The 23,798-nt window shown below is 37.8% G+C and carries 26 protein-coding genes, 4 tRNA genes and 3 pseudogenes; 8 read left to right on the plus strand and 25 right to left on the minus strand.

Features of this window, described 5'->3' with window-relative positions:
* Window positions 1-2 precede the first annotated feature (2 nt).
* From nuoI to MCO_RS06605, 10 genes are all read right to left on the minus strand, one after another.
* Window positions 3-494 (minus strand): NADH-quinone oxidoreductase subunit NuoI, encoded by a 492-nt coding sequence (gene nuoI, locus MCO_RS06560; protein WP_007553362.1) that lies wholly within the window; start codon window positions 492-494, stop codon window positions 3-5.
* Between the two features lie 14 nt (window positions 495-508).
* Window positions 509-1,555 carry an NADH-quinone oxidoreductase subunit NuoH gene (nuoH, locus tag MCO_RS06565; RefSeq protein WP_007553363.1) on the minus strand — a complete coding sequence of 349 codons (1,047 nt, stop codon included), beginning with the start codon at window positions 1,553-1,555 and terminating at the stop codon, window positions 509-511.
* A 34-nt stretch (window positions 1,556-1,589) separates the two neighbouring features.
* Complete coding sequence (gene nuoG / locus MCO_RS06570) at window positions 1,590-3,647, minus strand: NADH-quinone oxidoreductase subunit NuoG (RefSeq protein ID WP_007553364.1); 2,058 nt, start codon at window positions 3,645-3,647, stop codon at window positions 1,590-1,592.
* A gap of 65 nt (window positions 3,648-3,712) precedes the next feature.
* A complete protein-coding gene (gene nuoF / locus MCO_RS06575; RefSeq protein ID WP_007553365.1) occupies window positions 3,713-5,020 on the minus strand; it encodes an NADH-quinone oxidoreductase subunit NuoF in 1,308 nt (435 codons plus the stop codon).
* A gap of 170 nt (window positions 5,021-5,190) precedes the next feature.
* Window positions 5,191-5,841, minus strand: coding sequence for an NADH-quinone oxidoreductase subunit NuoE (gene nuoE / locus MCO_RS06580; protein WP_007553366.1), 651 nt, complete (start codon window positions 5,839-5,841; stop codon window positions 5,191-5,193).
* A complete protein-coding gene (locus tag MCO_RS06585; RefSeq protein WP_007553367.1) occupies window positions 5,841-7,031 on the minus strand; it encodes an NADH-quinone oxidoreductase subunit D in 1,191 nt (396 codons plus the stop codon). The genes nuoE and MCO_RS06585 overlap by 1 nt, the downstream gene beginning before the upstream one ends.
* Before the next feature lie 121 nt (window positions 7,032-7,152).
* Window positions 7,153-7,761 (minus strand): NADH-quinone oxidoreductase subunit C, encoded by a 609-nt coding sequence (locus MCO_RS06590; protein ID WP_196794034.1) that lies wholly within the window; start codon window positions 7,759-7,761, stop codon window positions 7,153-7,155.
* Between the two features lie 15 nt (window positions 7,762-7,776).
* Window positions 7,777-8,358: an NADH-quinone oxidoreductase subunit B family protein gene (locus MCO_RS06595; protein ID WP_007553369.1), complete on the minus strand. Its 582-nt coding sequence runs from the start codon at window positions 8,356-8,358 to the stop codon at window positions 7,777-7,779.
* Window positions 8,349-8,714, minus strand: a complete 366-nt coding sequence (locus MCO_RS06600) for an NADH-quinone oxidoreductase subunit A (protein ID WP_007553370.1) — start codon at window positions 8,712-8,714, stop codon at window positions 8,349-8,351. The genes MCO_RS06595 and MCO_RS06600 overlap by 10 nt, the downstream gene beginning before the upstream one ends.
* Window positions 8,715-9,010: 296 nt before the next feature.
* Window positions 9,011-9,087 (minus strand) — tRNA-Asp (locus tag MCO_RS06605).
* 175 nt (window positions 9,088-9,262) lie between these two features.
* On the opposite strand from MCO_RS06605, the gene MCO_RS06610 reads away from it, so the two are divergent.
* A tRNA-Val gene (locus MCO_RS06610) sits at window positions 9,263-9,338 on the plus strand.
* A 780-nt stretch (window positions 9,339-10,118) separates the two neighbouring features.
* Here MCO_RS06610 and MCO_RS06620 read toward each other — a convergent pair.
* Entirely contained in the window at window positions 10,119-10,616 is a 498-nt protein-coding gene (locus tag MCO_RS06620) for an Hsp20 family protein (RefSeq protein WP_007553371.1), read from the minus strand.
* 264 nt (window positions 10,617-10,880) lie between these two features.
* On the opposite strand from MCO_RS06620, the gene MCO_RS06625 reads away from it, so the two are divergent.
* The 3 genes from MCO_RS06625 to MCO_RS06635 all read left to right on the plus strand — a co-directional run bounded on the left by MCO_RS06625 (window position 10,881) and on the right by MCO_RS06635 (window position 12,743).
* Window positions 10,881-11,747, plus strand: coding sequence for a serine aminopeptidase domain-containing protein (locus MCO_RS06625; RefSeq protein WP_007553372.1), 867 nt, complete (start codon window positions 10,881-10,883; stop codon window positions 11,745-11,747).
* 458 nt (window positions 11,748-12,205) lie between these two features.
* Window positions 12,206-12,568, plus strand: coding sequence for a cell cycle two-component system response regulator CpdR (cpdR, locus tag MCO_RS06630; RefSeq protein WP_004858948.1), 363 nt, complete (start codon window positions 12,206-12,208; stop codon window positions 12,566-12,568).
* A 100-nt stretch (window positions 12,569-12,668) separates the two neighbouring features.
* A tRNA-Val gene (locus MCO_RS06635) sits at window positions 12,669-12,743 on the plus strand.
* An 88-nt stretch (window positions 12,744-12,831) separates the two neighbouring features.
* Here MCO_RS06635 and MCO_RS06640 read toward each other — a convergent pair.
* Entirely contained in the window at window positions 12,832-13,209 is a 378-nt protein-coding gene (locus tag MCO_RS06640) for a helix-turn-helix domain-containing protein (RefSeq protein ID WP_007553373.1), read from the minus strand.
* 206 nt (window positions 13,210-13,415) lie between these two features.
* On the opposite strand from MCO_RS06640, the gene MCO_RS06645 reads away from it, so the two are divergent.
* Both MCO_RS06645 and MCO_RS11250 read left to right on the plus strand, forming a co-directional pair.
* Entirely contained in the window at window positions 13,416-13,673 is a 258-nt protein-coding gene (locus tag MCO_RS06645) for a type II toxin-antitoxin system RelB/DinJ family antitoxin (RefSeq protein WP_040299008.1), read from the plus strand.
* Window position 13,674: 1 nt separating this feature from the next.
* A pseudogene (locus MCO_RS11250) lies at window positions 13,675-13,947 on the plus strand (type II toxin-antitoxin system YafQ family toxin).
* On the opposite strand, the gene MCO_RS10625 reads toward MCO_RS11250, so the two are convergent.
* The 6 genes and pseudogenes from MCO_RS10625 to MCO_RS10630 form a co-directional block, all read right to left on the minus strand.
* A complete protein-coding gene (locus MCO_RS10625; protein WP_196794036.1) occupies window positions 13,938-14,075 on the minus strand; it encodes a hypothetical protein in 138 nt (45 codons plus the stop codon). The pseudogene MCO_RS11250 and the gene MCO_RS10625 overlap by 10 nt on opposite strands.
* Entirely contained in the window at window positions 14,047-14,271 is a 225-nt protein-coding gene (locus tag MCO_RS11255; protein WP_081488154.1) for a hypothetical protein, read from the minus strand. Before MCO_RS11255 ends, MCO_RS10625 begins: the two co-directional genes overlap by 29 nt.
* On the minus strand, window positions 14,204-14,431 hold the full coding sequence (locus MCO_RS06655) for a hypothetical protein (protein WP_007553375.1): 228 nt from the start codon (window positions 14,429-14,431) through the stop codon (window positions 14,204-14,206). Before MCO_RS06655 ends, MCO_RS11255 begins: the two co-directional genes overlap by 68 nt.
* A complete protein-coding gene (locus MCO_RS06660; RefSeq protein ID WP_007552638.1) occupies window positions 14,428-15,090 on the minus strand; it encodes a lysozyme in 663 nt (220 codons plus the stop codon). Before MCO_RS06660 ends, MCO_RS06655 begins: the two co-directional genes overlap by 4 nt.
* Before the next feature lie 75 nt (window positions 15,091-15,165).
* On the minus strand, window positions 15,166-15,315 hold the full coding sequence (locus tag MCO_RS06665; RefSeq protein WP_007553376.1) for a hypothetical protein: 150 nt from the start codon (window positions 15,313-15,315) through the stop codon (window positions 15,166-15,168).
* Window positions 15,316-15,317: 2 nt separating this feature from the next.
* Window positions 15,318-15,707 (minus strand): annotated as a pseudogene (locus MCO_RS10630) (Mu transposase C-terminal domain-containing protein); the annotation flags it as partial.
* A 5-nt stretch (window positions 15,708-15,712) separates the two neighbouring features.
* Here MCO_RS10630 and MCO_RS10635 point away from each other — a divergent pair.
* A pseudogene (locus MCO_RS10635) lies at window positions 15,713-16,155 on the plus strand (helix-turn-helix domain-containing protein); the annotation flags it as partial.
* Window positions 16,156-17,088: 933 nt separating this feature from the next.
* Here MCO_RS10635 and MCO_RS06685 read toward each other — a convergent pair.
* The 3 genes from MCO_RS06685 to ilvA all read right to left on the minus strand — a co-directional run bounded on the left by MCO_RS06685 (window position 17,089) and on the right by ilvA (window position 20,615).
* On the minus strand, window positions 17,089-18,468 hold the full coding sequence (locus MCO_RS06685) for a DEAD/DEAH box helicase (RefSeq protein WP_007553378.1): 1,380 nt from the start codon (window positions 18,466-18,468) through the stop codon (window positions 17,089-17,091).
* Between the two features lie 298 nt (window positions 18,469-18,766).
* Complete coding sequence (locus MCO_RS06690; protein ID WP_007553379.1) at window positions 18,767-19,297, minus strand: hypothetical protein; 531 nt, start codon at window positions 19,295-19,297, stop codon at window positions 18,767-18,769.
* Between the two features lie 37 nt (window positions 19,298-19,334).
* Window positions 19,335-20,615, minus strand: a complete 1,281-nt coding sequence (gene ilvA / locus MCO_RS06695) for a threonine ammonia-lyase IlvA (RefSeq protein ID WP_007553380.1) — start codon at window positions 20,613-20,615, stop codon at window positions 19,335-19,337.
* 146 nt (window positions 20,616-20,761) lie between these two features.
* Here ilvA and MCO_RS06700 point away from each other — a divergent pair.
* A tRNA-Leu gene (locus MCO_RS06700) sits at window positions 20,762-20,847 on the plus strand.
* A 472-nt stretch (window positions 20,848-21,319) separates the two neighbouring features.
* Here MCO_RS06700 and MCO_RS06705 read toward each other — a convergent pair.
* The 4 genes from MCO_RS06705 to MCO_RS06720 all read right to left on the minus strand — a co-directional run bounded on the left by MCO_RS06705 (window position 21,320) and on the right by MCO_RS06720 (window position 23,630).
* Window positions 21,320-21,586 carry an AlpA family transcriptional regulator gene (locus tag MCO_RS06705; RefSeq protein ID WP_007553381.1) on the minus strand — a complete coding sequence of 89 codons (267 nt, stop codon included), beginning with the start codon at window positions 21,584-21,586 and terminating at the stop codon, window positions 21,320-21,322.
* 103 nt (window positions 21,587-21,689) lie between these two features.
* Entirely contained in the window at window positions 21,690-22,178 is a 489-nt protein-coding gene (locus MCO_RS06710; protein WP_007552583.1) for a DUF488 family protein, read from the minus strand.
* 68 nt (window positions 22,179-22,246) lie between these two features.
* Window positions 22,247-22,870, minus strand: coding sequence for a lambda exonuclease family protein (locus MCO_RS06715; RefSeq protein ID WP_007553382.1), 624 nt, complete (start codon window positions 22,868-22,870; stop codon window positions 22,247-22,249).
* A gap of 1 nt (window position 22,871) precedes the next feature.
* Complete coding sequence (locus MCO_RS06720; protein WP_007553383.1) at window positions 22,872-23,630, minus strand: ERF family protein; 759 nt, start codon at window positions 23,628-23,630, stop codon at window positions 22,872-22,874.
* Window positions 23,631-23,798 lie beyond the last annotated feature (168 nt).

Genomic DNA, 23,798 nt, shown 5'->3' on the forward strand with positions numbered 1-23,798 from the left:
ACTTAACGATAAGGTGCATCCACCAATATATTTCGAGCAATTTCTCGCTCCCAGCGATCTCCATTCATTAAAAGCTTTTCTTTATCATAATAAAGTTCTTCACGCGTTTCTGTTGCAAACTCAAAATTAGGACCTTCCACAATAGCTTCAACTGGACAAGCTTCTTGACAAAAACCACAATAAATACACTTAACCATATCTATATCATAACGAACAGTTCTACGTGTACCATCATTGCGCCTCGGTCCTGCTTCAATTGTAATAGCTTGCGCAGGGCAAATCGCTTCACATAATTTACAAGCAATACAACGCTCTTCACCATTTGGGTAACGACGTAGCGCATGTTCTCCTCGGAAACGCTGAGAAACAAAGCCCTTCTCATAAGGATAATTGATCGTAGGCTTTGGTGAAAAAAACTGACGCATTGCTAAGAAAAAAGCACTCACAAATTCCAAAAGAAGGAGTGATTTTGCTGCTTGAATAAGACCTGACACAGGAAAACCTCCTCTTAAGCGAAACCAATATATTTTAAAAAACTAGCGGTTATCACAACCATCGCCAATGAAAGGGGAAGAAATACCTTCCAACCGAGGCGCATGAGCTGATCATAGCGATAACGTGGAACAAATGCTTTAACCATAGCAAACCAAAAAAATACAAAGCAAACTTTTAGAACAAACCAAATGACACCAGGAACCCAATTAAGCCACCAAACATCCAAAAGAGGCAACCACCCCCCTAAAAATAATATAGTTGTTAATGCACACATTAAAACAATAGCAACATATTCTCCAAGAAAAAAGAGCATATAAGGCGTTGAAGAATACTCCACCATATGACCAGCAACAAGTTCAGATTCTGCTTCCACTAAATCAAAAGGAGGACGGTTTGTTTCTGCGAGTGCAGAAATAAAAAATATAATAAACATTGGAAAAAGAACGAGCCAATTCCAATCAAGAAAACTGCTAAAAGGAAGACCAAGAGCTGTACCAAACCCATGACTTTGTTTATGAACAATAGTTGTGAGATCCAATGAACCACTTATCAAAATGACAGTCACAAGTACAAATCCTATGGAAACCTCATAAGAAACCATCTGTGCAGCTGAACGAAGAGCTCCTAAGAAAGGATATTTTGAATTTGATGCCCATCCTCCCATAATAACGCCATAAACTTCAAGAGACGAAATAGCTAAAATATAAAGCAAACCAACATTAATTTTTGCAACTGCCCAGCCTTCATTGACTGGAATAACAGCCCAAGTTGATAAAGCAAGCGTAGCAGAAATAAAAGGTGCCAAAAGAAAAACACCCTTATTAGCACCAGCAGGTATAATAGGCTCCTTAACAACAAATTTAATTAAATCCGCGAAAGACTGTAATAACCCCCATGGGCCAACAACATTAGGACCACGCCGCAATTGCACTGCCGCCCAAATTTTCCTGTCTGCATAAAGAAGATACGCAACTAAGACCAAAAGAACAACTAAAAGGAGGAGTGTTTTTCCAACTATAATGAGCAATGGCAATAACCAAGTCATAAAGAAATCATACATCACTATTCCTTTTCCTTTGCCCTTACTCTACGGCTTACACAGTACGATTTTTTGCAAAAGATGAACATTCAGCCATAACTGCAGAAGCACGTGCTATCGGATTTGTCAAATAAAAGTCTTTAACCATAGAAGTAAATGCTTGTCTCTCCAGTGCAATCATTTGTGAACCAAGCGCTTTAAGATTACTTATACCAGAAGGCTCTATATCATCAATGGAACAAAGATGTGGATAATCATTAAACAAACTCTGTCTTAATTGAGAAAGCGAATCAAAAGGAAGTTTTCGTCCTAAAACATCTGATAAAGCACGTAAAATAGCCCAATCTTCCTTTGCTTCACCTGGAGCAAAACCCGCCCGATTTGTCATTTGGACACGTCCTTCTGTATTTACAAAAAGTCCTGATTTTTCAGTATAAGCTGACGCCGGCAAAATAACATCAGCAGCATGTGCACCATTATCACCATGGCTCCCAATATAGATTGTAAAAGCTTCTGTATTGGCTAATTCTATTTCATCCGCACCAAGCAAAAACAGAACTTCACTGGTTTTAATAATATTTGCAACCCCAAATTCAGAAATAAAACCAATGTCCAACCCCCCAACAGCCGATGCTGCATTGTGAAGAACACCAAACCCATTCCATTCTTCGTTAAGAGCTCCAACGCTATCAGCTAATTTTGCAAGGTTTTTTAAAACAGACAAACCTTCTTTACCTGAAAGAGCTCCCTCTCCAATAAGAATAAGTGGCTTTTTTGCTTCTTTTAATACATTTAAAAATGCATCTTCACCACGAATAAGAGCACTCAATGCATCAGTACCATCTCCAAGATAAAAATATGGATAACGTAAATCGACCCTTTCTCCAATTAATGCAATGGGAAATTGTCCCATTCTTTGGCGCTTGAAAATACGTGCATTTAAAACAGCGGCTTCATGACGCGGATTAGATCCCACGATGAGCAATGCATCAGCTTGCTCAATACCTACAATTGTTGGATTAAAAATATAACTCGAGCGCCCTAATTCAGAGGATAAAGCCATTCCTCTTTGACGACAATCAAAAACCTTTGACCCTAATGAAAGCAGCAATGTTTTAAGTGCATACATTTCTTCTACAGATGCAAGATCTCCTGCAATTGCCCCAATTTTTTCTGGCAAGGTTTTAGAAATCACCATTTTAATTGTTGCAAAAGCCTCTGTCCAACTTACAGGTTGAAACTTTCCATCTTTGCGCACATATGGCTTATCAAGGCGCTGAGTGCGTAATCCATCCCAAATAAAACGCGTCTTATCAGAAATCCATTCCTCATTTATATCCTCATTCGTACGCGGCATAATCCGCATCACTTCACGACCGCGGCTATCAATGCGGATAGCACTACCAATCGCATCCATCACATCAATTGATTCCGTCTTTACTAATTCCCATGGACGTGCATGAAATGCATAGGGTCTTGAAGTTAAAGCTCCCACTGGACAAAGATCAATAACATTTCCTTGTAACTCAGATGTCATTGCTTTTTCAAGATATGTCGTAATTTCAGCATCTTCACCACGACCTATCAAACCAAGCTCAGAAATCCCCGCCACTTCCGTCGTAAAACGCACACAACGTGTACAATGAATACACCGTGTCATAACAGTTTTCACAAGTGGTCCAATATACTTATCTTCTACCGCACGCTTATTTTCTGTATAACGAGAACAATCGCGCCCATAGAGCATTGCTTGATCCTGAAGATCGCATTCTCCCCCTTGATCACATACAGGACAATCCAAAGGATGATTGATGAGAAGAAACTCCATAACACCTTCACGCGCTTTTTTAACCATCTCCGTGTTGGTAAAAATTTCCGGTACTTCACCATTAGGGCCTAAGCGTAAATCACGAACTCCCATGGCACAAGAAGCTTGAGGTTTTTGAGGACCGCCTTTGACTTCAACTAAGCACATGCGACAATTCCCAGCAATTGATAAAGATTCATGAAAACAAAAACGGGGTACTTCCGCACCAGCTGCCTCAGCTGCCTGAAGCAACGTATAATAATCAGGAACCTCAATCTCTTTACCATCAACTTTGATATTTATCATCACTTATCCAGCCTGCAGATAATCCACTCATAACTTGCATTCTGTTACTTTAAAAACAAAATTTTCTACCCAATCGCTTCCAAAGCAATATTTTTTCTTTGAACTATATTTCGCGTATAATCATCAATTCTACGCTCAATTTCTGAACGAAAATTACGTATCAATCCCTGTATAGGCCATGCGGCTGCATCACCGAGTGCGCAAATAGTGTGTCCTTCAACTTGTTGAGATACTTCAAACAAAAGATCAATCTCGCGTTTTTGCGCTTTTCCTTCAACCATACGCCCCAAAAGACGCATCATCCAACCCGTACCTTCACGACATGGTGTACACTGCCCACAGCTTTCATGCTTGAAAAAAGCGGCTATACGCCAAATTGCCTTGATAATATCAGTCGATTTATCCATAACAATCACACCACCTGTACCAAAAGAAGATCCAACATCTCGCATCCCATCGAAATCCATGATCGCATCGATCATATCCTCACCACGAACGACTGGACAAGAAGCACCTCCTGGAATAACTGCTAAAAGATTATTCCATCCACCACGAATACCGCCTGTATGTTTTTCAATTAATTCGCGGAAAGACACACCAAGGGCTTCTTCAAATGTACAAGGTGCATTAACATGCCCAGAAACCATAAACAATTTCGTTCCAACATTATTTGCACGCCCAATTGAGGAAAACCACGAAGCACCCCGACGCAAAATTGTTGGAACAACAGCTATGGATTCTACATTATTTACTGTTGTTGGACAGCCATAAATTCCCATATTTGCGGGGAATGGCGGCTTAAGCCGCGGTTGTCCCTTTTTCCCTTCAAGACTTTCGAGAAGAGCCGTTTCTTCGCCACAAATATAAGCACCCGCACCATGATGAATAATAATATCGCATGCATGCCCATATTTTGTTTTTTTACCGAGTAAGCCCGCATCATAACACGCATCAACAGCAGCTTGAAGTGCTTCACGTTCACGAATATATTCACCACGAATATAAATAAAAGCAACATTTGCCCCCATCGCAAAAGTAGCAAGTGCACATCCTTCAATTAAAGTATGAGGTTCATGCCGTAAAATATCACGGTCTTTACATGTTCCAGGTTCCGATTCATCAGCATTCACAACCAAATAATGGGGACGACCATCACTCTCTTTAGGCATAAAAGACCACTTCATTCCAGTAGGAAAACCAGCACCACCACGACCACGCAAACCTGATGCCTTCATTTCATTAATGATCCAATCACGGCCTTTTTCAATAATTGCCTTAGTACCATCCCAATGCCCACGTGACATTGCAGCTTTCAATGATTTATCTTTCAAACCATAAATATTGGTGAAAATGCGATCTTTATCCGCCAGCATACCCCATCTTCTTTCCTATAGCCCATAACATTTTAGCATTTCCTCAAACGCAATTCTTAAACAACTGCTCAAAGCTTTTCATTTTTAGCCAGATGTTGCTTCAATAGATTGAATAATAGACAACTTCTCAAGAAAAAATACCTATTATACTCCCATTTTCTTATCATTCTTTATTCTCTGAATAATTTGTGTAATTTCTTTTTTTCTGCATCCGCATCAATTAAAGAAGTTAAACCGCTAATTGGCTCCGATGATTTACGACTACTTTGCGGACCAACTGTTATCTCAGAACCTTTACCTGCTTCAAATGCATCAATAATTTCTTCAAGACGTTCAGCTGTAAGATCTTCATAAGTATCTTTAAAAATCATAACCATAGGAGCATTTACACAAGCGCCAAGGCATTCCACTTCTTCCCACGATAATGTTCCATCTTTATTGGTAACAAAAGGTTCATGATGAATTTTTTTCTGGCAAACTTTAATCAATTCACTAGAACCACGTAACATACAAGGAGTTGTACCACAAACTTGAATATGCGCCCTTGTTCCAACTGGTTGAAGCTGAAACTGAGTATAAAAAGTCGCAACTTCCAAAACACGAATATAAGCCATGGAAAGAATTTGAGCAATATGCTCAATCGCAGCACGTGTTACCCAACCGTCTTGCTCTTGAGCACGCATTAATAATGGAATTACAGCGGATTGCTCACGTCCTACAGGATATTTTTCTATGGTATTTTTTACCCATATCTGATTTTCTTTTGTGAAAGAAAACTCCGCAGGTTGGTAAATATCATCTGCAAGACGGCGCACAGACATTAGCGATCAACCTCCCCAAAAACAATATCTATTGACCCCAAAATAGCTGTAGCATCCGCTAACATATGACCTCGAGTCAAAAAATCCATGGCTTGAAGATGAGCAAAACCAGGAGCGCGCAACTTAACACGATAAGGCTTATTAGTCCCGTCAGAAATAAGATAAACTCCAAACTCACCCTTCGGAGCTTCCACAGCGACGTATACCTCACCAGGAGGAGTATGAAAACCCTCCGTATAAAGCTTGAAATGATGAATAAGTGCTTCCATCGAACTTTTCATTTCACACCGCTTTGGGGGCACAATTTTACGATTCAAACTCGAGACTGGTCCACTTTTTTCAGCACCAAGCAAACGATCCACACATTGGCGCATAATTTTTGCTGATTGGCGCATTTCTTCCATACGAATCAGATAACGATCATAACAGTCACTGTTCTTACCTACAGGAATATCAAAATCCATTTCATCATAACATTCATAAGGTTGGCTTTTACGCAAATCCCATGGCACACCAGCTCCGCGAATCATAACTCCAGAAAAACCACGTGCCCAAGCTTCATCAATACTCACTATGCCAATATCCACGTTACGCTGCTTAAAAATTCGATTTGGCGTCACAAGCGCATCCAGTTTACCAAGAGCAAGAAGAAACGGATCAATAAAATTACCAATATCCTCAATTAAAGATTCTGGTAAGTCTTGATGCACACCACCAGGGCGAAAATAATTTGCATGAAGGCGTGCACCACATGCGCGCTCATAAAAAATCATCAATTTTTCACGTTGCTCGAACCCCCAAAGTGGTGGAGTCAAAGCACCAACATCCATTGCCTGTGTTGTTACATTAAGTAAATGATTAAGTATGCGCCCAATTTCAGAAAACAAAACACGTATTAACTGTCCTCGCTTGGGCACCTCAACACCCAATAATTTTTCAATAGCAAGCACAAAAGCATGCTCCTGATTCATAGGAGCAACATAATCCAAACGATCTAGATAAGGACCAGCTTGAAGATAAGTTTTTGTTTCCATTAATTTTTCGGTACCGCGATGCAATAATCCAATATGTGGATCTACACGCTCAACAACTTCACCGTCCAATTCCAGAACCATACGCAAAACCCCATGCGCAGCAGGATGCTGCGGTCCAAAATTGATATTAAAGTTCCGAACATTGACCTCAGCCACAATCAACCCCTTAAGTTTTTTACTTCATATCAAATGTTAATAAAAAACTTTATCATACTAAAATACTTAATTATTTTACAATTCTATTACTTTTATTATGGAACCCTATGAGCTCCAAATATCATTTCTTGACATCCACTTTTTCATCACACGGCAATACATATTCCCCTCCTTCCCAAGGAGAAAGAAAATCAAAACTGCGCATCTCTTGACGCAAAACCACAGGTTCATAAATCACCCTCTTTGCTTCATTATCATAGCGACATTCAACAAATCCTGTCACTGGAAAATCTTTACGCAAAGGATGTCCTTCAAATCCATAGTCAGTTAAAATCCGTCTTAAATCAGGATGACCTGAAAATAAAATTCCGTACATATCGTACGCCTCACGCTCATACCACTCGGCTCCGGGATAAATCGAGCATACAGAAGCAACGGGGGTATTTTCATCTGTACGGACCTTTACACGCAAACGCAAATTCTCGCGAGGAGATAATAATTGGTAAGAAACATCAAAACGTTTATCACGAGAAGGATAATCAACACCGCTAATGTCTGTAATATTAATAAACTGACAGCGAGAATCATCACGAACAAACATTAAAACATCCGTAATCGCATTAAGACGCGATATAAGAGTTAATTCACCAAATGCAAAAATCGTTTCTTCAAGTTTATCCCCTAACTTTTTTTTCAAATAGGTAGCAAGTTCAACTAATGATTCATTCACCATGAATAAAGCTCCCTATCGCTCTATAGAACCAGTACGACGGATTTTTTTCTGCAACAATAATATACCATATAGCAATGCTTCCGCCGTAGGTGGACACCCTGGAACATAAATATCCACAGGTACAATACGATCACATCCACGTACAACTGAATAAGAGTAATGATAATACCCCCCACCATTGGCACACGATCCCATAGAAATCACATAACGCGGCTCTGGCATTTGATCATACACTTTCCTTAAAGCAGGTGCCATTTTATTTGTTAAAGTACCCGCTACCACCATTACATCTGATTGGCGGGGTGACGCGCGTGGCGCATATCCAAAACGCTCATTATCGTAATGAGGCATTGAACACTGCATCATTTCAATAGCACAACAAGCCAAACCAAAACTCATCCACATTAAAGAACCAGTACGCGCCCAAGTAATTAAAGCATCTGCCGAAGTAACTAAAAAGCCCTTATCCGATAATTGAGCATTAATATCACGGAAGAATTCATCGTCAGAACCTATCAACTCGCCCGTATTTGGATTGATAACCCCTTTTGGTTTTGGAGCGGTAATCGTTGAATTGTTAGATATTAATCCCATTCAAGAGCTCCTTTTTTCCATTCGTATATAAATCCAATTGTCAAAAGCGCTAGAAACACAATCATCGACCAAAAGCCGAACATACCTATTGATTCAAATGAAACAGCCCAAGGAAAAAGAAAAGCAACCTCAAGATCAAAAATAATAAACAAAATCGATACTAAATAAAAACGAATATCAAACTTCATGCGCGCATCATCAAACGAATTAAATCCACATTCATAAGCTGATAATTTTTCAGGATCAGGAGAGCGATAAGCCACGATATAGGGCATAATTAAAAGAACTCCCGCAATAACTGCTGAAACAATGATAAAGATTAAAACTGGTAAATAAGAGCCCAATAAATGAGTCATAATCCTCTTCCACCTTAATGAAATGATCCGAATTAACGCAATTACTCCACATCGTTAAATTAAATAAGTAATTATAATAACTGCACTGTTAATCCCGCTCACACTGCTTGGAGCACATTCCGAGCGATGCTTTTCCTACCCGCATAGGTAACGCAGAGAGAACAAAGACGCAAGTCCTATTCTTATAAAAAACGAAAGAATCTAAATTCGAAAAAACATTTTAAAAGCTAGCACTCTAACAGCTATATAACTGATATTTTTGTTCAAGACAGAAATCTCATGAAGGAGTTACGAAATGGCGCGAGTGACGGGGCTCGAACCCGCGACCTCCGGCGTGACAGGCCAGCACTCTAACCAACTGAGCTACACCCGCGCACTTCTTTTGAACCAATTCATTATTGGTATAAGCGGTCGTGTAAGGTGTTCATTCGTTTATGTCAAGAAGACTTATGCATTTTTTTAAAAAAATCATCAAATGCTATCTTTATTCTTGCGTTTGTAAAAATTTTTCCTTAAGGAGTGTCTATTCAATTGCTGGTCATTGCATTGGGCGATTAGCTCAGCTGGTAGAGCGCCTCGTTTACACCGAGGATGTCGGGAGTTCGAGTCTCTCATCGCCCACCATATAACTTTATATCCGTATTAACTTATTGATGTTTCACGTGTTTTTTTAAGTGAGGGATGCCTAAATAAAAGTAAGAAAATAGGATTTTTTAACATTTCTTTACAACAGTAGCATTTTCTTTGCGCTTCGCTAATTTCTCTAATATTTTTTTGAATGCTTCTAAATCCTCTTGTGAAAAAACATTTAAACGTCTAACAAACATGTCCACAGTTTCACGACTTAACGGACGAGAAGATTTGATTGTAAAATTTGTGCGAGAGACATCTGATTCTTTTCTCGAAAGTTCTGCCGCCTCTTGATCTAAAGTGTAGAGTTCAATTTTCTAAGCTTTCACAGACTTTTTAAAAATCTTCAAAGCTTTTTCAAAGACCTTTCAAAGCCTTCTATCATTTTTGCTGCCAAATTTTGATTTTTGCTACTTTTTTTTGTAATTTTAGGTGTCAAAACCCATTTTGAAAAAACGCGCATTAATGATAAAAAATAGTCATAAAAACAATAAATTACTACGTATTCCTACCTAATCTCACCTCTTCCTACTTAGTATAAAACCTACTGTCAAACTACAGTGAATGAAACGATTGTCTTTTAGCAGGTATGAAGCTTTAAAAATCTGTTTCATTTCCTCAATGTACAGCGATATATGGTAGAATAATTGCTATAAACTAGGAATAGGTAGTTTTATTCAAATAGCTCTTTTTTTGATAGAAAATATATAAAACGCGAGACCTCTGTCTCGCGTTATTTCTCTACCTCAATAATAAGATAGAAGGAATTAATAATCATTCAGTTTTCTCAACTTCTAAATTTGCTTTACTCATAGTATGATTATTATCATTTTTCATGGCAGATATTGATGTCTGCACAGCTATCTTTTTTGGTTTTAATTCAGCTGGCGTTTCTCTTTTAAGCTGAATATGAAGAAGTCCATCACCAAGCTCTGCTCCAATAACTTTAACGTGATCAGCTAAATGGAAACGCCGCTCAAAAGCACGTGACGCAATACCTCGATAAAGGAATTCTCGTTCTTCATCATCATTTTCAGGACTTCTCTGCCCCTTAACGATCAGCTGATTGCAATGCGTTTCGATATCGATTTCATCTTGAGAAAAACCAGCAACAGCCATAGAAATTCTATAAGAATCTTCAGTTAAACGCTCAATGTTATAAGGTGGATAAGAAGAAACATCCTCAAGTTGAGTCCTAGAATCAAACCAGTTAAAAAGATGATCAAAACCTACTGTTGAACGATAAAATGGTGAAAAATCTACTTGACGCATAGTATTGCCCTCCTTTAGAGCGACTACAATTAATTGACTCACTAAGTTTCCGAATGGCAAACTGTCCGTGAACCAACGGCCCAGAGTAGCGACCGCATCATTTATCTGGTAACTGTTCTATCCTATTTCAACTCTTTTACGCTCGAATTTGTAAAAACATACAAAACAACATAACTGTTTCTTAATCCTTCTTTATCATTATATATTGAGTCCTCTCGTTATCTCACTTCACTAAGTTGCAAAATACACTGCAAAGGTTATCAATTGGAAACATTTCTTTATCACACAAATTGCGATTCTGTTTCTCCCAATATCCGTAATAGCTATCTTAAAATAGCCATGGATCGCGGAGTTCGTGTTATGACAACATACCCTGATATGGAAAAATCCAAGGGAACAATTGTTATTCTCGGAAACCATACAAATGCTTTAGAAGAATATTTTTTATCAATAAATGAAATTTCTAAACGTGGTTTTCATACTGCAATATTTGACTGGTTTGGACGAGAAAATTCACCATTCAATACAAGAAAACAGAGCCGATATCATTATTTCGATATTAACAATGATATTAATGACTTAAATGAATTTCTTAGAAATGTCATTTATCCTAGTTGTCCACCACCTTACTATATGCTAACCTACGGTATAGGAGGATTGATAGCACTTAGCGGACTGGATCTTCTTAATCACCAGTTTAAGAAAATGCTCTGCGTTTCTCCCCTTTTTGCACCGTTGGGCAATAAAACAAATGGCTTCCAACATAAATTAACACAATTTTTTTCTGATATAGGCTTGGGATTCGTACCAGCTAAAAGTGGAAAAAAACACAAACAAACAAAGTCCCCAACATCTCGATGGATGGCATCCGTACTGAATGCAATTTCCTCTATGAAAAAAAATATATTTCACGGACATTTGCAAATCCCAACACTGTTTATTCTCGCCAATCAAAACAACATTGCGAATAACATTGAGGTGCGACAGTTATGCCAACACACACGACTAACAGACAGTATCACCATTACAGGTGCTGAACTTGATACAGTCATGCATGAAGAAAGTTACAAGAAACAATTTTGGGCTGCCTTCGATGCATTTATTTTCTATGATAATTTATCTATAAATTGATATTTACTAATAAAAAATATAATTAACAATATAAAAATAATAAAAATGCAGATAATTTACTACATTGCTTGTTTATTATTAATTTTTTTATATTATATAATGGTACGTTTATAAAAGTATACATAAAACAAACAGTTATAAAAACTCATCTTTTTCGTACGTCTTTTTTGTTTTCTTCAATATAAACAGTTTCTGAAATGGATACTCCCACAACTTCTTCAACGAAGCTTTTACCAAAATGGAAAAATTAAAAAGAAACAGAAATTGCGCTTAAAATATTCAGATCGAATTTAACTAACTTACAACGAATATGCTATATCCTTGACAAGAAGGCAAAAATTAACCATTTTGCTATTCATTCCAATTATGAGCATTTTATCATCTTTTTTATAAATACTCTATATTGTATAATTGATGTGGCAAAAAACTCTGACGAATGGAGCTATTGGAATATAATCATGAAACGAATCCTGCTCGCAGAAGATGATAACGATATGCGTCGCTTTCTAGCGAAAGCTTTAGAACGTGCAGGCTACGAAGTCGCCGATTTCGATAACGGTGCGAGCGCATATGAACGTTTACAGGAAGAACCGTTTTCCCTTCTACTTACTGATATTGTGATGCCGGAAATGGACGGTATCGAATTGGCACGACGCGCTACTGAAATTGATCCTGATTTACGCGTGATGTTTATTACAGGTTTCGCAGCAGTTGCACTCAATTCAAATAGCGATGCCCCTCCTGATGCAAAAGTGCTTTCTAAACCGTTTCACTTGCGTGAACTTGTTAATGAAGTTGAAAAGATACTTATAGCTGCTTAAAAGGAGCTATGTTTCTAAGTTATTCGTGACGAATTAAATAGAAAATTAAATTAGGCATTGACGTTTGTCATTCTATGTGATGTATGCAACGTTATTAAATGGGCGTGTAGCTCAGCGGGAGAGCACTACGTTGACATCGTAGGGGTCACAGGTTCAATCCCTGTCACGCCCACCATGTAACTTTATATATCTATTAAGTTATTGATATTATATATCTTTTTTAAGGTTCGGGATGCGTAAATAAAAATTGGGGAATAGGATTTTTAACATTTCTCTACAACAGTAGCATTTTCTTTTCTTTGCGCTTCGCTAATCATTTCTAATAATGGTTTGAATGCTTCTAAATCCTCTAAAATTCTAACAAACATGCCAGCAGTTTCACGTTGCAACGGAGTAGAAGGCTTTATTATGATGCTTTTTCGACAAGAATAGGCTGCTTTTTTTAAGAGAGAAGCCATAGCTTTATCTAAACCATAGAGCTCTATGATCTTTTCCTCCAGTCCTACAGGAACAGATCTTTTGCCAATTTCTACAGAAGATAGAAATGATACAGATATGTCTAATTTCTTAGCCATATCTAAGAGACGTTCGGAGTGATCAATGCGAAGTTTGCGTAAAATTTTACCAAAGGATGTAAGCATCAAAAAAGTCCTGTTAGAGAAAAAATATTTCTTCTGATTCAAACAAATCTTTTTATGATTTTCCTCAATTATTACGAATCAAGAGTTCTTTTCGGGGTATTTTTTTAGCAAAACCAGAAGTCCAAAGTGTTTTTAGTTATAAAAAGTTAACTTAGAGCTACAATGTAGCTACCTCATAATAAAGATTAATGAATGAAGAATTTACCATGAAAGCTGACTCTATCGTTCGCGCCCGTATCCCCACTGAAATGAAAAAACAAGCAATGATCACCCTAGAGCGTATGGGTTTAAGTGCTTCAGATCTCATCCGCATGACATTTTTGCGTGGAGCTGAAGAAGGCTGCTTACCTTTCGATGTCAAAGTACCCAATAGCGCCACACGCAAAGCCATAAAAGAACTAGACGAGGGAAAAGGTAAAACATTCGAAAACGCAGACGCGCTATTTAAAGACTTGGGTATCTGATATGCTGACACCTATTCGTTCAGTACAATTCAAGCGTGACGTACGCAAAGTAGAAAAACACGGTAAAAATATGAATAAACTGCGTACACTATTGAGCCTATTGATTGAAGAAAAAACATTACCGAAATATTATTGCGACCACCCCTTAAAAGGCTCTTGAGCTGGTTGCCGTGATAGTCATATCGAACCAGATTGGCTGCTGATTTATAGAATTGAAAAAGACAAATTACATCTTGTCCGTACAGGAATTCACGCTGACCTTTTTCAAAGATAACATAATGCTAACCATTTCATGATGCGTGACATCATCTTTAAGCCTTGATAGGTCTCTATCATCTCATAAAGCAGCTGTTGTTCTGTTTCTGTAAGATCTTTATCTTTGCTGCTTCGTTTCTTGACCATCTTTCCAACCACATAAATGTGCTCCCTGCTTGTTATGCTTTAAAATATCTCTTGCAAGGTTAGAACTGATGACCGCAACATCCTGATTATCAAGATAAATTGGCAACCAGCCAACACAAGAAACAGACCTATTTGCTGCGCACCCAACAAGAAAGTTCAGTACGCACATCAACATCACTTTTCTGATTAACTTCATTTTCAACCTCAAGCCGTGTCATAGCTGTCTTTAACGCATTCTCTGTTTGCTTATGCCATCCGCTTTTCTTGCCAAGGTGAAAGGCTTTCGCTAAAGCCATAAAAAAAACGGCTAAAGCCGCTGTAAACATAAGAAAATATTTCTTAAACCAAAAAATCACAAGCGTTGCTCCCTAAATCGCTTGGCTACAAACACTATGCCTGTACATGCCGCTAAAACCATTATTCCTGCTAATGCCCATTGGATAGGACCATTGCCCGCCAACAAACCTCCAAGACCTGAACAAGAGCCTATAATTGGTGCAAGCGCTTCTATTTTGAGAAGTCCTGTTGCTGCTTTCGTTTCTACTCTTTGATAATTAGAAGAAACATAACTTCCTTTCGCCCATAACCCTGCTTCCGCTGCTCTACGGTTTGCAAGCCCTTGAAGAGGTTTTCCACCTACCTTATTCCATTTCTGTAATTCTGTTGGAACAGCCTCATAATCTCCCTTATTCAGTTTTTTCAACAACGTCGAGTGACAAAAGGCTTTAATCCCTACATTATAGCAAAACGATACTAATGCCGCGAACTGTTCATCCGTTAGCGAAACTGTTACAGCTTTCTCAACGGCTGTCTCAAATTGCTTTAAATCCTCACAAAGAATTTCTTCTGCTTGCTGTCGTGTAATACACATCCCTTTTTTGACAAGCGGTTTACCAGCTTTGCTCGTGTGTCCATAACCAATGGTCCACACGCATGCTATATCTTGATAGGCATTCAACCGTAAACCTTCCCATTGTTTGATAAGTGTAAGTCCTTCTGATGATATTCTTCTCATCTGCTTCTCCATAAAAAAAGCCCCACACAAGGTGAGGCACTCCAAAAGATATTGTTGTTTATGCTTATAACGATTTTATTCCCTATTTTCTTTGATCAATTGCTCCACCTCTTCAACACTAAAGCCAAGAGCAAAGATCGGCGCATATTCGCTTTCCTGTAATTCATATTGTATGCGCTTTTCTAAAAAAACTCCCTCTAAACCAATCGGCATTTCTGTTACCATATCAATCTTATGCCTCTCATCTTCAATGCCTTCTTCCCCTTCACATATTCTTTACGCAAACGCCCATTGAGACGCGCCGCATGCTGGTCGTAAAAGCCAACATCCGCAAGACATGGTGCCAAACAAAGCAACCGATTGTTCAAGTCATAACCCCGTAAATCCTGATGCAAATTATCCGGATCAAAGCGTACAATCACCTTTTGCCCTGCATGCTCATTCAACGCCCGCGCCCAATAACGATTGCCATAAAAATGGATCTCGCCCGTACCCTTTTGCGCACGCAACGCCTCAGAGGTTAAAAGCCATAAAGCCCGTTGTGCTGCCGTTGCTTGCCTAATAATCGTCCCCTCGGCTTGCAAACTCTCAGTAAAGGTCTCATCAAAACTGCGACCCTAGTTTCACCGAGCGCAAACAATTTGCTGAACATCTTGCAGCACCTAAAAATACTATGTGTAATTATAAAACTGGTTTGCGCGAACCACCTGTATCAATGTTGGTAATTTACAAAAATATTTGCGGTGTATCTGTGGAATGGCTAGCTACAAGTGAAGGTGAGATGTTTAGTGACACAGCAAAAGCTGTAGGGGTTTAAACCGCAAACTACCCCTGCCGGACTCATAAAAAAGCTTAGTCGCGTGGCTTATCCAATTTATCGCGAAGCAAAAATTAAACTTCCCCCCTGAAGATATAGCGAAATTAGCAGCTGAGCTTTGTATAAAGTTGCAAGAGGTTTTTCAAAACATCAACGATAGCGGAAAAGCAGAACTTACTTTGCCTCTTCTGAAATTGCATTTAAAGCGTCAAATAGAAGCTGAAGATGCACATCTGGAAACTACATAAGATACACTTAATGCCTCTCTAAAATAAAAAATACAAGCACATTTCTCTTTACATTAAGAATGTTATATTAACGCATTGTTTTTTAATAATTATATTTTCAAAAATAGAAACGCGCCATATGGCGTATATCTTTTTTGCTTTTTAGGTTATTTGGGGCTGATTTTAGAGTCAATGGAACTTTTGGATTGTTTTTTTCAAAGGGTCTTAAAAGGCGGTTTTCTAGGCTTTTACAGACTTAAAAAAAACTTCAGAGCTTTTTCAAAGACCTTTCAAAGCCTTCTCTTATTTTTTCCACCAATTTCCGATTTTTACGATTTTTCATTCTTTTTGGCAATTTTATGTGTCAAAATCCAATTTCACAAAACACGTAGTTAATGGTAAAAAATAGCCATAAAAACAAAAAATTACCACATACTCTTACCTAATTCTACCTCTTCCAACTTAGTACAAAACCTACTGTCAAACTACAAAGAGTATCGAACGAAAACAAAAATCTATCGATATCATCTCCATATATGTCAAAACATTCCTATAACTAAATTGGAAGGATACTGAAAAAATTTTCGCTAACTATAACACACTCTCTCTATTATATTATAAATCAGTATAAAAAAACAAAACAACACATTCTTTAATTATAAATAATGTTTTTATTTATTCACATGTTTTAAATAGAGTATACACCAATAGATATGAAATAATAAAATTTTCAAAGTCACTTTTAATGAGTAATACGAATGATAAGTCCTTTTAAGGAATTTTTAAATTATACCAGATATGTAAAATATTTTCATTTTAAAAAATAAAAATATTTAAAATCCTCTCTTACTTTTGCAAGAGTATTGCTTGTGTTTCTCTTTTCCTTATTTAAAGCGAGAAAAAATCGAAAAGAAGAAAAGATTCTAAGCCCATGATTCCTTCTAAAGATTTTACTCAAGCTGCCTTCTTCACTGACTTACGAAAACGCAAAGACTTTGCGCGCTTTGCAGATGCCTTTGTTTTTTTGTGTCTTTCATTTGGAGATGGAGAATTTTTGCCCTGTAATTGTTCAGTTTTATCTTTACAATTCAAAAATCGCTTCTGACGTTTAGATTTTCTAAAACAAAATTTACTGTTTTCGTTTTTTTCACCTTCTGGCACAATCGGCTTTTCTGGAAATGCAGCAAACTGTACTGGAACAGCTTCACGCACTAACCGCATAGAAATCAAGCGCTCTACAGCACGCAACCGCGCTCCTTCTACTCCTTCATCAAAAAGTGTGAATGCTTCACCAGACGCACCATTACGTCCTGTACGACCGATACGATGCACATAACTTTCAGCTTCATCTGGTAAATCATAATTAATAACGTGGCTTATTCCTAGTACATCAATACCGCGCGCTGCAATATCTGTCGCAACAAGAACCCGCACAGCCTGTTCACGAAAAGCTTTCAAAGCAGACTGGCGAGCACTTTGCGATTTATTTCCATGAATTGTTGCAACAGAATACCCTATCTTTGTTAAAGTACGTGTAACAGCATCAGCGCCGTGTTTAGTTCGAGTAAAAACAATGACCGAAGTAAGAGCCGGATTTGTCAAAAGTTTACCTAAAACATTCTTTTTTTCACTGGTAGGGACGCAATATAATTTCTGAGTGATTTCTGCAACAGTCGTCCCTTGAGGAGTAACCTCTATTGTTACTGGCTCATTGAGCAAACACTTCGCAAGTACATTGATTTCTTTCGGCATTGTCGCAGAAAAAAGTGCTGTCTGACGCTCTGGATGTAAAAGCTTTGCAATTTGCTGTACATCATTAATAAAACCCATATCTAACATACGGTCTGCTTCATCCAGAACTAAAAAACGAGATTGAGAAAGATCAACGCATTTTTCACGAACAAGATCTCTTAAACGCCCTGGCGTTGCTATCAAAACATCCACACCAGCTTCTATGCGTTTAATTTGTTTTAAACGTGATACCCCACCAAAAATAAGACATGTCGAAAGATGCGTTCCCCTCGCAGCAACACGAATTGTTTCATCAATCTGAACAGCGAGTTCACGCGTAGGAACCAAAATCAAAGCCCGCGCAGTTTTGGGGCAACGTTTATCACCCAAAATCAAAATCTGACTGAGAATAGGTAAACTAAACGCCAAGGTCTTCCCAGAACCTGTCTGTGCAATACCTAACATATCACGCCCACTCAACATCACCGGAATAGCTTTTTCTTGAATAGGTGTAGGTTTACCCATACCAGCCATGAGCAAATTTTTACTCAAAAGAGCAGACAAACCCAACTTTATAAAAACGTTTTCTCTATTTATAGTCAAAATAAAATCTTTCCTCAGCTCAACGACTCTAAACAAGTAACAAGCTGAACTCTGTTACCCAAGAATCCGCGCAAAAAAGACCTTGATATTACAAATTCGTGAAGCAACGCTTGAAAGAGCGATTTGCGCACCCAATGAACACCTTGAAAAAAGGAGAAAGGTGCATAAACCCCATCCTACTAAAGAGCCAATTAACCATCTTAAACACCTTTACTTATATTATCGTAGAATTATGACAAAAAAGCAAGCGCTTTGAGAAAGTTATTTATTATAATAAGAAACACGATGTTTTAACCACTTATTTCTTTATTATTATCTCCTTCGGTAAATGTACCCTATTAAAATCAGGATAAATTTCTAGAAAAACTGGATTTTGTACAGTTTTCTGGCCACCATAGATTAAATACCATTGCGTTTTATCAAAAATCGCCAAAGTTTTATATCGCATGATGCGATCTTTCATCTCAAGCGTAGTCGGGATTAAAGCATACAAAGTACCTTTATCAGTTTGCAAATAGTCTATGTTTTTTTCACTTAAACGATAAGCACCATCAGGCAAATTCTCAAATTGAACATGCAGCTGTTGAAGAAAACTGTGACGTAAACTATCCTCTGTTGTATTCAATCGGCGCGCCATTTCTTTATAAAGCCGATCAGGCATATAAGCGGAAATAGGTGCAAAATTCCTATTTTTTAACGCACTATTAACATCAACAACTAATCTTAAAAGCTCAGCTTTTTGTACTATCACTGGTTCAGATGCTAAACTCTGTTTAGCAACACTTAAAAACAAGAACAGTCCCAGTAAAAAGCAAAAAACAGATTCCATTCTTAATATTTCTCATTTCAGCAAAAATTTTAGTTTATCATATAACAAAATCAAACAATGTTTGATCGTTTGTAATATCACGATAACGCCAACCTAAAGCTTGAAAATTTTTCTCTAAGAGACAAAAATTATCGTATTTTTTTGTTTCAATTGCAATTAACACAGAACCAAAATTTCTAGCAGATTTTTTAAAATATTCAAAGCGCACGATATCATCATCTGGAGAAAGTTGAGCAAGAAAATCACGCAATGCACCAGGATGTTGCGGAAAACTAAAAATAAAATATTTTCTCAAACCCTGAAAACGCAAAGAACGCTCTTTAATATCTGGCAAACGCTCAAAATCAAAATTACCACCTGAAATAACAAGAAGGATTTTTTTTCCTTTCAACTCTTGAGAAGAAATACTGTTAAGAGCATCAATTGATAAAGCACCCGCTGGTTCAAGGACCACACCTTCAATGTTGAGCATTTCAACCATTGTAGAACAAACACGATTTTCAGGAACTGTAATAACAGAATTGGGTGAAAACTGCTTCAGCATTGTGTAATTTAACGTACCAATTTCGGCCACAGCAGCACCATCTACAAATGTATCGATATTTTCAAGTTTGACACGTTTTCCACTCTTCAAACAAGCAAGCAAACTTGCAGCTCTTTGTGGTTCAACAAAACGAAGCTCCGTTTTCCAACCATATTCACATAAAAATTTACTTACACCACTAGCCAAACCACCACCACCTACAGGTACAATCATCAAATCTGGCTCACTCTCCCCATTGAGTTTTTTCCATTGTAAAACAGATTCACAAAGAATTGTCGCCTGCCCCGTAATAATGTGAATATCATCAAAAGGTGGTGCCATCACTCCCCCACTCTCCGCAGCAAAAGACTGCGCAGCAGCATAACATTGATCAAACGTCTCACCCACTAAACGAATATCAATAAACTCTTTTCCAAAAACACGTGTCTTATCAATTTTCTGTTGCGGAGTCGTCACAGGCATAAAAATCACACCTTTACGCTTAAAATAGCGACAAACAAAAGAAAGTCCTTGCGCATGATTCCCCGCTGATGCACAAACAAATGCAGCATCTTGGGATATATTATCAAGCATTTCTGAAACAAAATTAAAAGCACCACGAATCTTATATGATCGTACTGGTGTTAAATCTTCACGTTTCAAATAAATTTCTGCATCATATTTTTGACTAAGAAAATCATTTCTCTGAAGTGGTGTTTCAGCAAACACATGATGAAGAGCCACCATAGCTTTATTTACGTCTCGAATAAATTTACTACTCATAACACCAATCATTTCATGCTTCTTTAATATGATACAGGCTTCTTCTAGCTATAAAGACAACCATTGTCAGTCAGAAATTGAAGAAAATACGAAAAATTTTACTCTTAATCATTAATTCTTGATTCAACAAAAGATATAGCTTATGAGAAAGCCTTATCGCGGACGTGATGAAAACGGTAAACATAGCAGACTTAAAATCTGCCGGTCTAAGACCTTGCGGGTTCAAGTCCCGCCGTCCGCACCACAGCATCTGAATTTCCCCTTATTTTTCAATAGGTTATAAAAATCAACAAAAAATAAACCACCTTCTAAACCACCTTTCACAACTCCATTATAACGCTATCAGACGGCACCGCGATGATGCTAAAATGCGAATCATTTCTGCTTTTGAGATTCTTTTCAGCACTTTGATCTCCTCCTTTTTTAAGGCGCTGGGTGTTAACAAACACGGTCGATAGTCCATCGCTATGCTTTTCCCAAACGGATATTGTATGGCATAGCTACACCCGAAAAAGCCTGTTAAAGCCAAGCAAATAGAACCCTTTTTTTCAAAAAGGTGAAATTTCAAATCCAACCTCTGCAATTTTTAAAGAGGTCGTGACGATAATACCATCATTATCGATTGTCACTAAATTATTCATGATCAAACTATTATCAATAATTTTCTGTCATTTTTGTTAATCTTCTCTATGAGTAGTTCGTAATTTGGGACCTCTTCAAGATAATTCTACTGAATCTCTTTCTGTTTTTTTGGCTTCAATATAACGATCAATTTCAACAAGATCCCATTTTAAGTATCGTCCTTCTTGTATAGGCTTAGGAAAAGCTCCGATTTTTACAAGTTCTCTAATGTATGTCATTGACATTCCGAGATAAATTGAGAGATCTTGTATATTGACAAGCCGTTGCAAACGCATCGACAGTAAAGCTTGTTCGAATAAGCTTATTTTTTCTATTGAGGCAGTTAATTTTTCTTCGTTCATTTAAAATTTTCCTTATTATCGACGTGTTGAGAATAATTATAATGGGCGGAGGTGCTGGGAGGAGAGAGCACCCCCATATGTAAAAAGTTTGTAAGTTTATTTTTTAGATGTGTTCAATTTCATATTTCCAATCAGGCAATTGAGTAAGAGCTAATGCGAGTTGTCCTCTATGGCACATGCATACATTGGCTTCAAAACAGGTGATTGCAACACGCTTTTTATTTAAAAAAATTTGATATAATTTATTTATTGCACAAGAATTATTCTTGAGAGTTGTATTTTGATAATCTTCAAAAAGGCGGTCATAATCTTTTTGTGTTTTCAAATTTCTTCGTTTTTCAGAAGCAATTCCAAGTTCAGGCATATGCATATATTCAATATCAATGTTGCTTACAGCTTGCTCTAATTGTCTTTTTGAAAATCCGCGTTTTCTACTTATTGGATTTTTACGAACATCACATAAAGTTTTGATATTGTTTTCTATGAGACTCTTAAGATAATTCTCAAGGGACCTACCTTCATAGCCAATGGTAAAAAAACAAAATTCCTCATCTTTAGCAGGCTGTATGATAATATGTTTGATGTTACACACGTTTAATTTCCTTAGTAAATGGGTGGGGGTGCTCGTAGATATGCGTGGAACAAAACACCCCCATAAGGTTAAGCGGCTTTTGTCAAGATTTGCTTCATGTCTTGATCTATTTCTGCTAAAAAGGCTTCAACAGCTTTATTGATCTCTTCAATTTGTTCCTCGTCACGGTGAACGCGTTTGATTTTCATTCTCAAACCAGTAGATCTGCCTACAAAGTTTGGATTATAGCTAATAAAATGACACCATTTGCGTCCTGTACACGCCATTTGGAATTGCATTTGTGCGTAATATTCAGGCTTGATTTCGCCATCCATAAAAAAGCGAAGATGGGTCGTTGATCGTGGGCATTTGACTTCAACTAAACCGTCCTCTCCAATGAACCCATCAGGACTAGCCCCCGCCATTTCTATTTTGGGGTGTTGGATAAACCCGCATTTTGTAACATTGGTGTCATAAATGAATTCATATTCTTTCAGTGCATTCTCTTCATATACAACACCCCATTGCATAGCCGCTGTTGTATAAGATTGGCTTATTTCTCCTGTTAAGCGCTCTGTCATGAGTTTCATTTTGTAATCTTCATATTTGCTTGTGGGCAATCCTTTGGCTGTCTTACTGAGTACGTTGTAAACGTTTGAAGCAGTGACTTTACCCAAGCGCGCTTGAAACCACTCTGCTGTTCTTTGTTCCATCTCACACCGCCGTTTGTTGTTGTGTTGGTGCCATTTGCTTGTTTTGTTTATCTTTCAAAAGATGCAAAACGGTTTGTGCGCTCTGATCAGAGATATCATCAAGCTTTTCAACGTTTGCATAAGAAAGTATCTTTGCTTCTTCTGTTTGCGTTTGTACTATAAGTCTTCTGATTTCATTGATCTGGCGCGGCAAAGCAGGTTTAGTCGGCATATTTCCATCTGTATCGTCTTCTTTGCTTGCTACATTAAGAAGCATGCCTAACAGGTATCTTCGTGCGTAGGTAAGTGTAGAACCAACGGATTGTATGCTATTTTTAGAGCCTGTACCGTCAATGGGAAATGTTCCATCTGTTGAGATTTCATTGCCTGAAGGATGAGACAGTGTCATTTCTATGGTAATGTTTTTTTCTGTTTGATGCTTAATATGAGAAAACAAAGCAAAGTTGTGTTTTGCAAGTGTGTCCTTTACAGCGTCAATATACTGATCAAGCGTAGCGTATTTGCTGTTTGTATGGTTATTCTTAACAGTTTTTTCAATCTTTTGATATTCCGTTTGCATAGCGGAAAGATCAGAGACAAAGTTTTGATAGTTTTGTCGTTCTATTTCTTTTTCTCTTAAAGCAAGAAGACGCTCTAAGCGGTCCATGTCGACGTCATTTTCTAAGGCTCTGTTTAAAATGCGTTCCATAGCAGTTGGCTTGACTTCACAATCATTCGTTTTTTCCACTAATTCCGTTTGCATGGTACTTAGTTCACTCATCTTGATTTCCTCCATTTGCGCGCAACTCACCCGTGGCGTGAAACACGCTTGTGTTTAAAAGTTGTTTGTGTGGTTAGAAACGGCTTATAGAGATACTATAAGATTAGTCGTTCGTATTTTTCATCTGGTCTTTTCTCCAGTTGAGATGAGGTCAGTAGCATCAACATG

Source organism: Bartonella sp. DB5-6 (assembly GCF_000278115.1).
Classification (GTDB): domain Bacteria; phylum Pseudomonadota; class Alphaproteobacteria; order Rhizobiales; family Rhizobiaceae; genus Bartonella; species Bartonella refiksaydamii.